Origin of the sequence: Streptococcus sp. HMSC077D04 (genome assembly GCF_001808785.1) — a bacterium.
Classification (GTDB): Bacteria; Bacillota; Bacilli; order Lactobacillales; family Streptococcaceae; genus Streptococcus; species Streptococcus mitis_BX.
Genome location: NZ_KV794547.1, coordinates 525,752 through 538,883, shown reverse-complemented (window position 1 = coordinate 538,883; position 13,132 = coordinate 525,752). Strand labels below are relative to the sequence as shown.

At 40.1% G+C, this 13,132-nt stretch carries 15 protein-coding genes and 2 pseudogenes; all 17 read left to right on the top strand.

Going from position 1 to position 13,132, the window contains the following annotated elements; translation table 11 throughout:
• The first annotated feature begins 42 nt into the window (after positions 1-42).
• A complete protein-coding gene (locus HMPREF2701_RS09705) occupies positions 43-330 on the top strand; it encodes a rhodanese-like domain-containing protein (RefSeq protein WP_070482883.1) in 288 nt (95 codons plus the stop codon).
• Between the two features lie 171 nt (positions 331-501).
• Positions 502-1,827: a branched-chain amino acid transport system II carrier protein gene (gene brnQ / locus HMPREF2701_RS09700; RefSeq protein WP_070482880.1), complete on the top strand. Its 1,326-nt coding sequence runs from the start codon at positions 502-504 to the stop codon at positions 1,825-1,827.
• Between the two features lie 96 nt (positions 1,828-1,923).
• The gene (locus tag HMPREF2701_RS09695) at positions 1,924-2,961 is read left to right on the top strand and encodes a M42 family metallopeptidase (protein ID WP_070482877.1); all 1,038 of its coding nucleotides are present in this window, start codon (positions 1,924-1,926) and stop codon (positions 2,959-2,961) included.
• A gap of 1 nt (position 2,962) precedes the next feature.
• The gene (locus HMPREF2701_RS09690; protein WP_070482874.1) at positions 2,963-3,433 is read left to right on the top strand and encodes an HIT family protein; all 471 of its coding nucleotides are present in this window, start codon (positions 2,963-2,965) and stop codon (positions 3,431-3,433) included.
• A 2-nt stretch (positions 3,434-3,435) separates the two neighbouring features.
• Positions 3,436-4,151 (top strand): annotated as a pseudogene (ldcB, locus tag HMPREF2701_RS09685) (LD-carboxypeptidase LdcB/DacB).
• 122 nt (positions 4,152-4,273) lie between these two features.
• Positions 4,274-4,699 (top strand): 50S ribosomal protein L11, encoded by a 426-nt coding sequence (gene rplK / locus HMPREF2701_RS09680; RefSeq protein ID WP_001085807.1) that lies wholly within the window; start codon positions 4,274-4,276, stop codon positions 4,697-4,699.
• A gap of 97 nt (positions 4,700-4,796) precedes the next feature.
• The gene (gene rplA / locus HMPREF2701_RS09675) at positions 4,797-5,486 is read left to right on the top strand and encodes a 50S ribosomal protein L1 (protein WP_001085675.1); all 690 of its coding nucleotides are present in this window, start codon (positions 4,797-4,799) and stop codon (positions 5,484-5,486) included.
• A 487-nt stretch (positions 5,487-5,973) separates the two neighbouring features.
• The gene (locus HMPREF2701_RS09670) at positions 5,974-6,732 is read left to right on the top strand and encodes a class I SAM-dependent methyltransferase (protein ID WP_061589884.1); all 759 of its coding nucleotides are present in this window, start codon (positions 5,974-5,976) and stop codon (positions 6,730-6,732) included.
• A gap of 85 nt (positions 6,733-6,817) precedes the next feature.
• Positions 6,818-7,330 (top strand): adenine phosphoribosyltransferase, encoded by a 513-nt coding sequence (locus tag HMPREF2701_RS09665; RefSeq protein WP_001049318.1) that lies wholly within the window; start codon positions 6,818-6,820, stop codon positions 7,328-7,330.
• 287 nt (positions 7,331-7,617) lie between these two features.
• A complete protein-coding gene (gene metA / locus HMPREF2701_RS09660; RefSeq protein WP_049492384.1) occupies positions 7,618-8,562 on the top strand; it encodes a homoserine O-acetyltransferase MetA in 945 nt (314 codons plus the stop codon).
• A gap of 8 nt (positions 8,563-8,570) precedes the next feature.
• Positions 8,571-9,248 (top strand): DnaD domain-containing protein, encoded by a 678-nt coding sequence (locus tag HMPREF2701_RS09655; RefSeq protein ID WP_061589883.1) that lies wholly within the window; start codon positions 8,571-8,573, stop codon positions 9,246-9,248.
• A 97-nt stretch (positions 9,249-9,345) separates the two neighbouring features.
• Positions 9,346-10,104 (top strand): triose-phosphate isomerase, encoded by a 759-nt coding sequence (tpiA, locus tag HMPREF2701_RS09650; RefSeq protein ID WP_005589685.1) that lies wholly within the window; start codon positions 9,346-9,348, stop codon positions 10,102-10,104.
• A gap of 74 nt (positions 10,105-10,178) precedes the next feature.
• Positions 10,179-10,589 (top strand): annotated as a pseudogene (locus HMPREF2701_RS09645) (ABC transporter ATP-binding protein); the annotation flags it as partial.
• A 151-nt stretch (positions 10,590-10,740) separates the two neighbouring features.
• Entirely contained in the window at positions 10,741-11,259 is a 519-nt protein-coding gene (locus HMPREF2701_RS09640; RefSeq protein ID WP_061589881.1) for a Dps family protein, read from the top strand.
• A gap of 207 nt (positions 11,260-11,466) precedes the next feature.
• Entirely contained in the window at positions 11,467-11,805 is a 339-nt protein-coding gene (locus HMPREF2701_RS09635) for a zinc ribbon domain-containing protein YjdM (RefSeq protein WP_001061597.1), read from the top strand.
• Positions 11,806-11,807: 2 nt separating this feature from the next.
• On the top strand, positions 11,808-12,437 hold the full coding sequence (locus HMPREF2701_RS09630; RefSeq protein WP_061589880.1) for a Pr6Pr family membrane protein: 630 nt from the start codon (positions 11,808-11,810) through the stop codon (positions 12,435-12,437).
• Between the two features lie 124 nt (positions 12,438-12,561).
• Positions 12,562-13,132 (top strand): MFS transporter (locus HMPREF2701_RS09625; RefSeq protein WP_148130528.1); only part of this gene is annotated, 571 nt, incomplete at its 3' end.

The window sequence follows — 13,132 nt, the reverse complement described above, 5'->3', positions numbered from 1 at the left end:
CGTGGTTTGAAGAGATTTTCGAAGAGTATTAGGAGAAAAAGAATGAAAGAAATAGCCTTTGACGCATTTTACCAGCTTTACCAAAACGATCAACTTTCTCTAGTGGACGTGAGAGAAGTGGATGAGTTTGAAGCACTTCATTTAGAAGGCGCTCACAACCTGCCACTTAGTCAATTGGCTGATAGCTATGATCAGTTGGACAAGGACCAGTTACATTATGTTATTTGTAAATCTGGAATGAGATCGGCGCGTGCTTGCCAATTCTTATCAGAACAAGGTTATGAGGTTATCAATGTACAAGGTGGCATGATGGCCTTTGAAGAACTTTAAACAGTAGAATTTTCTCCTACTTGGTGTGATCTCGGTAGGAGAATATTATTTTTAGATAATTCTTATTTTTAAGAATCTTGAAAACATTCAATATTTACTTCGTGAAGCTTTTTTCATACTCCTATTCATGATATACTAGGTCAGTATTTTATAAATATGAAGGAGATTTTCATGGCTAAAAAAGGTGCCCTAACAGGTTTACTCCTGTTTGGAATATTTTTTGGTGCGGGGAACTTGATTTTTCCGCCTTCTCTAGGTACTCTATCTGGGGAACATTTTCTTCCTGCCATCGCAGGTTTTGTCTTTTCAGGTGTCGGTATTGCCGTCTTGACTCTTATTATTGGAACGCTAAATCCTAAAGGATATATCTACGAGATTTCAACAAAGATAGCGCCTTGGTTTGCGACTCTTTACCTCTCAGTTCTTTACTTGTCAATCGGTCCATTCTTTGCTATCCCACGTACAGCTACAACAGCTTACGAAGTAGGGATTAGCCCCCTTTTGTCGGATGCAAATAAAGGTCTTGGTTTGATTGTCTTTACAGTTCTGTATTTTGCGGCAGCCTATTTGATTTCGCTTAATCCATCAAAAATCTTGGACCGTATCGGCCGTATTTTAACGCCAGTCTTTGCGATTTTGATTGTTATCTTGGTTGTCCTAGGAGCTATCAAATACGGTGGAACAAGTCCTCAAGCTGCTTCAGCTGCTTATCAAGCTTCTGCCTTTGGTACAGGTTTCCTAGAAGGTTACAATACCTTGGACGCCCTTGCTTCAGTTGCCTTTAGTGTGATTGCGGTTCAAACCTTGAAACAACTTGGATTTTCAAGTAAGAAAGAATACATTTCAACTATTTGGGTTGTTGGTATCGTTGTTGCCCTTGCCTTCAGCGCTCTTTACATCGGGTTAGGTTTCCTTGGAAATCATTTCCCAGTACCAGCTGAAGCGATGAAGGGTGGAACTCCTGGTGTTTACATTTTGTCACAAGCCACTCAAGAAATCTTTGGCTCAACAGCCCAACTCTTCCTTGCAGCTATGGTTACCGTAACCTGCTTCACAACAACAGTTGGTTTGATTGTGTCAACAGCTGAGTTCTTTAATGAGCGCTTCCCGCAAATCAGCTACAAGGTTTATGCGACAGCCTTTACCTTGATTGGATTTGCCATTGCCAATTTGGGTCTTGATGCGATTATCAAGTACTCAATCCCTGTACTGGTTATCTTGTACCCAATCACGATTGCCATCGTTATGATTGTTATTGTCAACAAATTTGTTGCCCTTTCAAAACCAGGTATGCAGTTGACAATTGCTGTGGTTACAGCTATTGCCATTGCAAGCGTACTAGGAAGCTCGTTTAAGGTTGAGTTTCTTGCAAACCTTGTCAACACTCTTCCTTTTGCCAAGGCCTCTCTCCCATGGTTAGTACCAGCCGTTGTCGGAATCTTGCTCTCATTGGTTCTACCAAATAAGCAAGAAAGCGATGTTTTTGAAATGGAATAATTATTAAAATCACTTTTGTAGCTAAGTCTACAGGGGTGATTTTCTTTTTTATCCGATGATAAATGTGTTATAATAGGTAGCAAAAGAGGTGAAGAAATGAATCAAACAGTAGAATATATCAAAGAACTGACGGCCATTGCGTCTCCAACAGGTTTTACTCGTGAAATTTCGAATTATTTAGTTAAAACTCTAGAAGGTTTTGGTTATCAGCCAGTTCGCACAGCCAAGGGCGGTGTCAATGTAACTATTAAAGGTCAAAATGATGAGCAACATCGCTATGTGACTGCCCATGTAGATACGCTTGGTGCTATTGTCCGTGCTGTTAAACCAGACGGCCGTCTCAAAATGGACCGTATTGGTGGCTTTCCTTGGAACATGATTGAAGGAGAAAACTGTACCGTTCATGTGGCTAGTACAGGTGAAAAAGTATCAGGAACCATCCTCATCCACCAAACTTCTTGCCATGTTTACAAGGATGCAGGAACTGCAGAACGCACGCAGGATAATATGGAAGTGCGTTTGGACGCCAAAGTAACCAATGAAAAAGAAACTCGTGCTCTTGGCATTGAGGTCGGTGATTTTATCAGTTTTGACCCACGAACTGTCGTGACAGAGATAGGTTTTATCAAGTCTCGTCATTTGGACGATAAGGTCAGTGCGGCGATTTTGCTTAATCTGCTTCGTATTTATAAGGAAGAGAAGATTGAATTGCCCGTAACAACCCATTTTGCTTTTTCAGTTTTTGAAGAAGTGGGGCATGGGGCTAATTCTAATATTCCTGCTCAGGTGGTAGAATATCTGGCTGTGGATATGGGAGCTATGGGAGATGACCAGCAAACGGACGAATATACAGTGTCTATCTGTGTCAAGGATGCTTCTGGACCTTATCACTATGACTTCCGGCAACACTTGGTTGCTTTGGCTAAAGAGCAAGATATTCCATTTAAGCTGGATATCTATCCATTTTATGGTTCAGACGCTTCAGCAGCTATGTCTGCAGGGGCAGAGGTCAAGCATGCCCTCCTTGGCGCGGGTATCGAGTCTAGTCATTCTTATGAGCGTACCCATATTGACTCAGTTGTCGCAACGGAGCGTATGGTTGATGCTTATCTTAAGAGCGCATTGGTAGACTAATATGTGTTTGATTTGCCAGAGAATTGAGCTCATCAAGAAGGGAGCAAATCCCTATTTTGTCAAAGAGTTGGAAACAGGCTATCTTGTCATTGGAGATCACCAGTATTTCACAGGCTATAGTCTCTTTCTAGCCAAAGAACACGTCACGGAATTGCACCATTTAGAAAAGGAAACAAGACTCCGTTTTTTAGAGGAAATGAGTCTAGTCCAAGAGGCGGTTGCTAAGGCCTTTGCTGCTGAGAAAATGAATATCGAACTGCTAGGAAATGGCGATGCCCATCTTCATTGGCATCTGTTTCCTAGACGAAGAGGTGACATGAATGGTCACGGTCTCAATGGACGTGGTCCAGTCTGGTGGGTTCCCTTTGAAGAAATGACAGCAGAAACCTGCCAAGCAAAACCGGATGAGATTAAACAATTAGTCAAACGTTTATCGTCAGAAGTAGATAAACTATTAGAAATAAAGGAGTAGAAATGAAAAAAAGATACCTTATCTTGACAGCCTTGCTAGCCTTGAGTCTAGCAGCTTGTTCACAAGAAAAAGCAAAAAATGAAGATGGCTCAGCTAAGACAGAGCAAACTGCTAAAGCTGATGGAACAGTTGGAAGTAAGTCTCAAGGAGCTGCCCAGAAAAAAGCAGAAGTGGTTAACAAAGGAGACTACTACAGCATCCAAGGAAAATACGATGAAATCATCGTAGCAAATAAACACTATCCATTGTCGAAAGACTACAATCCAGGGGAAAATCCAACAGCCAAAGCAGAGTTGCTCAAACTCATCAAAGCTATGCAAGAGGCAGGTTTCCCAATCAGTGACCATTACAGTGGTTTTAGAAGTTATGAAACTCAGACAAAGCTCTACCAAGATTATGTCAACCAAGATGGGAAGGCAGCTGCTGACCGTTACTCTGCCCGACCTGGCTATAGTGAGCACCAGACAGGTTTAGCCTTTGATGTGATTGGGACAAATGGTGATTTGGTGACAGAAGAAAAGCGGCCCAATGGCTCTTGGACCATGCGGCTGATTATGGTTTTGTTGTCCGTTATCTCAAAGGTAAAGAAAAAGAAACGGGATATATGGCTGAGGAATGGCACCTTCGTTATGTCGGAAAAGAAGCAAAAGAAATTGCTGAGAGTGGTCTCAGTTTGGAAGAATACTACGGCTTTGAAGGCGGAGATTACGTCGATTAAAAAATAAACTTTTCTCTTGCAATTCTAGATAAATAGTGTATAATAGATGAGTATGTGTAAAGCATGCTTGTGGGAGGTAAAAATCTTTAATTACCGCCAAAACCACAAAGGAGGATTTAAAAATGGCTAAAAAAGTCGAAAAACTTGTAAAATTGCAAATCCCTGCTGGTAAAGCTACACCAGCTCCACCGGTTGGACCTGCTCTTGGTCAAGCTGGTATCAACATCATGGGATTCACAAAAGAGTTCAACGCTCGTACAGCTGACCAAGCTGGTATGATCATTCCAGTTGTTATCTCAGTTTACGAAGATAAATCATTTACTTTCATCACTAAAACACCACCAGCTGCTGTTCTTTTGAAAAAAGCTGCAGGTGTTGAAAAAGGATCAGGTACACCTAACAAAACTAAAGTTGCTACAGTTACTCGTGCGCAAGTACAAGAAATTGCAGAAACTAAGATGCCAGATTTGAACGCAGCAAACGTAGAGTCTGCAATGCGTATGATCGAAGGTACTGCTCGTTCTATGGGATTCACTGTTGTTGACTAATCAATAACACCCCCAATATAACCCGCAAGACTTCATCATTTCGAGAAGTGACGTGGGAGATGAAAATCGATTGAACCACTTACAAGGAGAATAGAAAATGGCTAAAAAAAGCAAACAACTTCGTGCTGCTCTTGAGAAAATTGACAGCACAAAAGCATACAGCGTAGAAGAAGCTGTAGCACTTGCAAAAGAAACTAACTTTGCAAAATTTGACGCAACTGTAGAAGTTGCTTACAACTTGAACATCGACGTTAAAAAAGCTGACCAACAAATCCGTGGAGCAATGGTATTGCCAAACGGTACTGGTAAAACTTCACGAGTTCTTGTTTTCGCACGTGGTGCAAAAGCTGAAGAAGCAAAAGCTGCTGGTGCAGACTTTGTTGGTGAAGATGACCTTGTTGCTAAAATCAACGACGGTTGGTTGGACTTCGACGTAGTTATCGCTACACCTGACATGATGGCTCTTGTTGGACGTCTTGGACGTGTCCTTGGGCCACGTAACTTGATGCCAAACCCTAAAACTGGTACTGTAACAATGGATGTTGCTAAAGCAGTTGAAGAGTCTAAAGGTGGTAAAATCACTTACCGTGCTGACCGTGCAGGTAACGTTCAAGCAATCATCGGTAAAGTATCATTTGAAGCTGAAAAATTGGTTGAAAACTTCAAAGCTTTCAACGAAACAATCCAAAAAGCAAAACCAGCTACAGCTAAAGGAACTTACGTAACAAACTTGACTATCACAACTACTCAAGGTGTTGGTATCAAAGTTGACGTAAACTCACTTTAATCAGTAGTTTATATCAGAGAACGAGTACGAAAGTGCTCGTTTTTTTAGGTACGACGGACATTTCGTTCATCTGAGGTGTAAGTCCTCTGTGGGTACCATATACTAGTAAACCCAAAAGTGATTCCCAAGCCTGACTATTGTGAGTAGCTGATCGAACGGCATTAGGATAGACTATTTAAGTTTGACGTTGGAAATAATAATCGGCAGAGAAAGAGATAGAGAAATCTTGGCTCTATGAATAGGCACGTGATAGTAAAGCGTATATAGCGGATAAGGAGGCCAGCAACTCTAAAGTACAAATATGTTATCGTAACCTATATGCGTAAACTACATGAGCAATTGAATTAGAACTAGAGAGGTGATTAATAGATTCATGCTATAGTCATGGCAGCTTGTATGCTTTTGATTCTAGTTTATCAAATAATAGATTAGAATTGTCAGACAATATCATTTTATGTTATAATGAAGAAAAAACAGAGGTGTTCAAATGTCAGAAGCAGGTCATAAGTTTTTAGCAAAACTGGGGAAAAAACGCTTACGTCCAGGTGGAAAACGTGCCACAGATTGGTTAATTGCGGAAGGAGGATTTTCAAAAGAAAAGAGAATATTAGAGGTTGCGTGTAATAGGGGAACTACAGCAATTGAGTTGGCACAGCGTTTTGGTTGTAAGATAACTGCTGTTGATATGGATGGACAAGCCTTAGAAGTGGCTAAAAAATCTGCTGAAACGGCAGGTGTTGCTCATTTAATCAGTTTTGAAAGAGCTAATGCAATGAAACTTCCTTATGAAGATGCTAGTTTTGATATTGTTATAAATGAAGCTATGCTGACTATGCAAGCCGATCAAGCTAAGAAAAAATGTGTAATGGAATATCTAAGGGTTTTAAAACCTGAAGGTCTTCTTTTGACACATGATGTGCTTCTTAAGGAAGCTAAAGAGTCTGTCAGACAGGAATTGTCACAAGCAATTCATGTAAATGTAGGTCCTTTAACTCAAGATGGTTGGGAAAAGGTGATGATAGAATCAGGTTATCGTGATGTGAAAGTATTGACTGGTGAAATGACATTAATGAAATTATCAGGTATGATTTATGACGAAGGTTGGCTAGGAACTTTGAAAATTTGTGTAAATGCTTGTAAAAAGGAGAATAGAAAGCAGTTTTTAACTATGTATAAAATGTTTGATAAGAATAAAAAGAACTTGGGCTTTATTGCTATGGCTAGTCATAAATCGTCAAATCGTTAGATAATCATTGAAGTTAACTTTTCCTTTTTTCTTTCTTAAAAAATATGCTATAATAGAGAGTAAAAACTTTGAAAGAAAGAAAAAGATGAATTTAAAAGATTATATTGCAACAATTGAAAATTATCCAAAGGAAGGGATTACCTTCCGTGATATCAGTCCTTTGATGGCTGATGGGAATGCTTACAGCTATGCTGTTCGTGAAATCGTTCAGTATGCGACTGACAAGAAAATTGACATGATTGTAGGTCCTGAAGCTCGTGGTTTTATCGTGGGCTGTCCAGTTGCCTTTGAGTTGGGAATTGGTTTTGCACCTGTTCGTAAACCAGGTAAATTGCCACGCGAAGTTATTTCTGCTGACTACGAAAAAGAATACGGTGTTGATACCTTGACTATGCATGCTGATGCCATCAAGCCAGGTCAACGTGTTCTTATTGTGGATGACCTCTTGGCAACAGGTGGAACTGTTAAGGCAACCATCGAGATGATTGAAAAACTTGGTGGTGTTGTAGCAGGTTGTGCCTTCCTTGTTGAATTGGATGAATTGAACGGCCGTGAAAAAATCGGTGACTACGATTACAAAGTTCTTATGCATTATTAATGAAAAACAGTCCCTAGGGCTGTTTTCTCTACATTAGGATATAAAAATAGACTATAGCTAGTTAGAGAAAAAGTATAATTGAAAACTATATCTTCTTGCAGTATAATAAAAGGACTAAGTGTTTGAGATTTAGTTTTATACTCAATGAAAATCAAAGAGCAAACTAGGAAACTAGCCGCAGGCTGTACTTGAGTACAGCAAGGCAACGTTGACGAGGTTTGAATTTGATTTTCGAAGAGTTTCAAACATATGCAATGATTCCTGAAAAGTACAGTTAGGAGAGGGTTATGCCGATTCGAATTGATAAAAAATTGCCAGCTGTTGAGATTTTACGGACAGAGAATATCTTTGTCATGGATGATCAACGTGCGGCCCACCAAGATATCCGTCCCTTGAAGATTTTAATTTTAAATCTCATGCCACAAAAAATGGTCACAGAGACTCAATTGTTGCGCCACTTGGCTAATACGCCCCTGCAACTGGATATTGATTTTCTCTATATGGAGAGTCACCGTTCTAAAACAACTCGTTCAGAGCACATGGAGACCTTTTATAAAACTTTTCCTGAAGTCAAGGATGAGTATTTTGATGGGATGATTATCACAGGTGCTCCAGTTGAGCATTTACCATTTGAGGAAGTGGACTATTGGGAGGAATTCAGTCAGGTAATCGAGTGGTCCAAGACCCATGTCTATTCGACCCTTCATATCTGTTGGGGGGCTCAGGCTGGTCTTTATTTGCGCTATGGGGTGGAAAAATACCAGATGGACAGTAAGTTATCAGGTATTTATCCTCAGGATACTTTAAAGGAAGGTCATCTTCTCTTTAGAGGCTTTGACGATAGCTATGTATCCCCTCATTCTCGGCACACGGAGATTTCTAAGGAAGAAATCTTAAACAAAACCAATCTTGAAATTTTATCAGAAGGACCTCAGGTTGGAGTTTCTATTTTGGCCAGTCGTGATTTGCGAGAAATTTATAGTTTTGGGCATTTGGAATATGACCGTGATACCTTGGCAAAAGAGTATTTTAGGGACCGTGATGCAGGTTTAGACCCACATATTCCAGAAAATTACTTTAAGGATGATGATGTCAACCAGACACCTTGTCTTTGTTGGTCTTCATCAGCAGCCCTCTTTTTCAGTAACTGGGTGAATTATGCCGTCTATCAGGAAACCCCTTTTGACTGGAGAAAAATAGAAGATGATGCATCTGCTTTTGGGTATTTATAAGAGGAATTATGACATATTTAGACGCTTTTAAATCAGGGAACTTGGTTTTACCGAGTGCCCTGCTCTTGCATTTTAAGGAACTCTTTCCTTCTAGCGACGATTTTCTGGTCTGGCAATTTTTCTATTTGCAAAATACGACAGGCTTGGATGAAATGTCGCCAAGCCAGATTGCTGAAAGGATTGGCAAGGAAATTTCGGATGTCAATCAGGCCATTTCCAATCTGACGGAGAGGGGACTACTTCAGTATCGAACCATCGAATTAAATGGTGAAATTGAATTGCTTTTTGATGCTAGTTTGGCTTTGGAACGTTTGGATAATTTGCTTGGAGCCGCTCATTCGAGTTCAGACCAGTTGACATCTCAAAATCAGCTCAAAGATTTGGTTGAAACCTTCCAGCAGGAATTAGGACGCTTGTTGACCCCTTTTGAGATTGAGGATTTGACCAAGACTCTTAAGGAAGATGGAACCAGTGCTGACTTGATTAAGGAAGCTCTTCGTGAAGCGGTTTTGAATGGAAAACCAAACTGGAAGTACATTCAGGCGATTTTGAGAAACTGGCGTCATGAAGGTATCAAGAGTGTGGCTCAAATTGAGGCCAAGCGGGCAGAGAGAGAAGCAAGCAATCCTCAGTTGAAACAGCTATCGACAGATTTCAGAAATGCTATGGATCTCTGGAAGGATTGATCGTTACAAGCAGGATTGAAATCCGAGTAAGATTTGCAAGCTGTGTATAATTGTGATAAAATAAGTAGAAAATAAATTGAAAAAAGAGGTATGTGAAATGTCACGTAAACCATTTATCGCTGGTAACTGGAAAATGAACAAAAATCCAGAAGAAGCTAAAGCATTCGTTGAAGCAGTTGCATCAAAACTTCCTTCATCAGATCTTGTTGAAGCAGGTATCGCAGCTCCTGCAGTTGATTTGACAACTGTTCTTGCTGCTGCAAAAGGTTCAAACCTTAAAGTTGCTGCTCAAAACTGCTACTTTGAAAATGCAGGTGCTTTCACTGGTGAAACAAGCCCACAAGTTTTGAAAGAAATCGGTACTGATTACGTTGTTATCGGTCACTCAGAACGCCGTGACTACTTCCATGAAACTGACGAAGATATCAACAAAAAAGCAAAAGCAATCTTTGCAAACGGTATGCTTCCAATCATCTGTTGTGGTGAGTCACTTGAAACTTACGAAGCTGGTAAAGCTGCTGAGTTTGTAGGTGCTCAAGTATCTGCTGCATTGGCTGGATTGACTGCTGAACAAGTTGCTGCATCAGTTATCGCTTATGAGCCAATCTGGGCTATCGGTACTGGTAAATCAGCTTCACAAGACGATGCACAAAAAATGTGTAAAGTTGTTCGTGACGTTGTAGCTGCTGACTTCGGTCAAGAAGTTGCAGACAAAGTTCGTGTTCAATACGGTGGTTCTGTTAAACCTGAAAACGTTGCTTCATACATGGCTTGCCCAGACGTTGACGGTGCCCTTGTAGGTGGTGCGTCACTTGAAGCAGAAAGCTTCTTGGCTTTGCTTGACTTTGTAAAATAATCGACTCTTTATCAACATTATTGGGTTGAAGAAAAACTAAAATCGAGAAAGGACAAATATCGTCCTTTCTTTTTTCTACTAAAGCAGAAAATGTAGACAACTTTATCCGAACTCTTCCTGGTGGTTATAACATGGAGATGAACCAAGACTCTAGCAATATTTCCCTCAGGCAAAAACAATTGTTGATCATCGCGAGTGCTCTCTTAGACAATTCTAAAATTCTTATTTTGAATGAAGCGACTTCCTCTGTTGATACCCATTTGGAACTTTTAATTCAAAAAGCTATGAAACGCTTGATGAAAGGAAGAACCAGCTTTATCATCGCTCACCGTCTCTCTAATATTCAAGAAGCAAATAAGATTCTCGTTCTTAAGGATGGACAGGTTATTGAGCAGAGAAATTGCGAAAGCTCACTCTAAGCAAAAGGCTTTTATTATGATCTTTACCATAGCCAATTTTCAAGTAAATCTGATAAAGTGAGCTAATCAGAACTAACTAAACTTTTCTTAAATTATCAGTCTATTGCAACTTTTCTCATGTGAGTCATTTGGCTTGCTATTGGTTTTCATTAGTAGTATACTAAGGGAGTAAACACTAAGAAGTGGTTACAAATAATAATGAATGAGGTAAAATAAAATGGTAGAATTGAAAAAAGAAGCAGTAAAAGACGTAACATCATTGACAAAAGCAGCGCCAGTAGCATTGGCAAAAACAAAGGAAGTCTTGAACCAAGCTGTTGCTGATTTATACGTAGCCCACGTTGCCTTGCACCAAGTGCACTGGTACATGCGTGGTCGTGGTTTCCTTGTATGGCATCCAAAAATGGATGAGTATATGGAAGCTCTTGATGGCCAATTGGATGAAATCAGCGAACGCTTGATCACACTTGGTGGAAGCCCATTCTCTACTTTGACAGAATTCCTTCAACATAGTGAAATCGAAGAAGAAGAAGGAGAATTCCGTAGTGTTGAAGAAAGCTTGGAACGTGTCCTAGATGTTTATCGTTATCTCATCACTCTGTTCCAAAAAGCTTTGGATGTTACTGATGAAGAAGGTGATGATGTGACAAACGATATCTTTGTTGGTGCTAAAGCTGAACTTGAGAAAACGGTTTGGATGCTTGCGGCAGAACTTGGACAAGCACCTGGTTTGTAAGATAAATGCATCCCTTTCTATCATGAGTTTCTGTATCACTACTCATGATAAACTATCTTTTAAAAATCATGTAGCAGACAAAGTTACATGATTTTTTCTTTGCTTCTCCGGCGACTCATTTGTCAAAATGCTGATTTTAAGGTATAATAGTTGCTGTTCGAGAAATTTTGATTTTCAAAGAATAGTGAATGATGATAAGGAGAAACCATGAATAACTTACCAAATTGCCCAAAATGTAACTCAGAGTATGTCTACGAAGACGGTGCCCTACTGGTTTGCCCAGAGTGTGCTTATGAGTGGAATCCTGCTGAAGTTGCAGATGTAGAAGAAGGCCTTGTTGCTGTCGATGCCAACGGAAATAAATTGGCTGACGGTGATACAGTAACTCTCATCAAGGACTTGAAAGTAAAAGGTGCGCCAAAAGATTTGAAACAAGGGACGCGCGTGAAGAATATCCGCATCGTAGAAGGCGACCACAATATCGACTGTAAGATTGATGGCTTTGGTGCCATGAAGCTCAAATCAGAGTTTGTGAAGAAAATTTAAGCATGTCAAAGCACTATAAACTAGTATTTTATAGCCGTATCTTCTTGTTTCTAGCGGCTTTTACGGGAGTTTATCTTGAAATCGCCAAGCATGGTGGATTTGGGATGTTGCTCTATTATACGGTTCTGTCCAACCTTTTAGTCGCGATTTTTACGCTCCATCTCTTAAAGGTTATGAGCCGTTTAGGTGAAAACTGGCAAAGGCCAAGTCTCTTGCGCTTAAAAGGTGGAGTCACCATGAGTATCATGATTACCTGTGTGATTTACCATTTCCTCTTAGCGCCCATTGCGACTAATTTCTATACTCTGGAAAATTTTCTTTGCCACTATATCGTTCCCCTTTGGTTTTTCGCAGATACCCTCTTTTTTGACAAACAGGGTCAATACAAGATTTGGGATCCAGTTGTGTGGACGATTTTACCCTTGCTGTATATGATTTTTGCTCTTTTTAATGGCTTGGTACTGAAACTTGATGTTCCTAATTCTAAGGTCAGTCCCTTCCCTTACTTCTTTTTGAATGTGAACAAGGGGTGGGATGTCGTGTTCAAGTGGTGTCTGATTATCTTTGTTGCCTATATGGTGGCAGGATTTATCTTCTACTTTATTAAGCAAATCAAGAGAAAGTCATCCTAAGATACAAGGGATTTATTTTCTAGTTTAAGAAGGAGTCTATACACTAAAGAGGCTTCTTCTTTTCTTGCCTGTTTGATAACTATCAAAAAATTAGAAGACTAAGAGAAATATAGAAAGAGATTTCATGAAACAATTTTTAGAACGGGCCAGTATTTTGGCTCTCTCCCTCGTTTTGATTACATCCTTTTCCATCTCGAGTGCCCTGCCAGCCATGTTTGACTATTATCAAGGCTATCCTAAGGAACAAATTGAGCTCTTGGCGAGCTTGCCTTCCTTCGGGATCATGATTATGTTACTACTAAATGGCATCTTAGAAAAAATATTTCCTGAGCGCTTACAGATTAGTTTGGGCTTGCTGATTTTATCACTGAGTGGAACAGCACCCTTTTGGTATCAAGCCTATCCCTTTGTCTTTGGAACACGGATTCTTTTTGGTTTGGGTGTAGGGATGATTAATGCCAAGGCCATTTCCATTATTAGTGAACGCTATCAAGGAAAAACGCGAATTCAGATGTTAGGGCTACGCGGTTCTGCAGAGGTTGTTGGGGCTTCTCTCATCACCTTGGCAGTCGGTCAGTTGTTGGCCTTTGGTTGGACAGCTACTTTCTTAGCTTATAGTGCTGGATTTTTGGTGTTGACCCTTTATTTGCTCTTTGTCCCTTATGGAAAAGAAAAGAAAGAAGTCAAGAAAAAAA

Bases quoted from the DNA above. Each gene is read 5' to 3' on its own strand.
- HMPREF2701_RS09705 (WP_070482883.1), top strand. From the start codon at position 43: ATGAAAGAAATAGCCTTTGACGCATTTTACCAGCTTTACCAAAACGAT.
- brnQ (WP_070482880.1), top strand. From the start codon at position 502: ATGGCTAAAAAAGGTGCCCTAACAGGTTTACTCCTGTTTGGAATATTT.
- HMPREF2701_RS09695 (WP_070482877.1), top strand. From the start codon at position 1,924: ATGAATCAAACAGTAGAATATATCAAAGAACTGACGGCCATTGCGTCT.
- HMPREF2701_RS09690 (WP_070482874.1), top strand. From the start codon at position 2,963: ATGTGTTTGATTTGCCAGAGAATTGAGCTCATCAAGAAGGGAGCAAAT.
- rplK (WP_001085807.1), top strand. From the start codon at position 4,274: ATGGCTAAAAAAGTCGAAAAACTTGTAAAATTGCAAATCCCTGCTGGT.
- rplA (WP_001085675.1), top strand. From the start codon at position 4,797: ATGGCTAAAAAAAGCAAACAACTTCGTGCTGCTCTTGAGAAAATTGAC.
- HMPREF2701_RS09670 (WP_061589884.1), top strand. From the start codon at position 5,974: ATGTCAGAAGCAGGTCATAAGTTTTTAGCAAAACTGGGGAAAAAACGC.
- HMPREF2701_RS09665 (WP_001049318.1), top strand. From the start codon at position 6,818: ATGAATTTAAAAGATTATATTGCAACAATTGAAAATTATCCAAAGGAA.
- metA (WP_049492384.1), top strand. From the start codon at position 7,618: ATGCCGATTCGAATTGATAAAAAATTGCCAGCTGTTGAGATTTTACGG.
- HMPREF2701_RS09655 (WP_061589883.1), top strand. From the start codon at position 8,571: ATGACATATTTAGACGCTTTTAAATCAGGGAACTTGGTTTTACCGAGT.
- tpiA (WP_005589685.1), top strand. From the start codon at position 9,346: ATGTCACGTAAACCATTTATCGCTGGTAACTGGAAAATGAACAAAAAT.
- HMPREF2701_RS09640 (WP_061589881.1), top strand. From the start codon at position 10,741: ATGGTAGAATTGAAAAAAGAAGCAGTAAAAGACGTAACATCATTGACA.
- HMPREF2701_RS09635 (WP_001061597.1), top strand. From the start codon at position 11,467: ATGAATAACTTACCAAATTGCCCAAAATGTAACTCAGAGTATGTCTAC.
- HMPREF2701_RS09630 (WP_061589880.1), top strand. From the start codon at position 11,808: ATGTCAAAGCACTATAAACTAGTATTTTATAGCCGTATCTTCTTGTTT.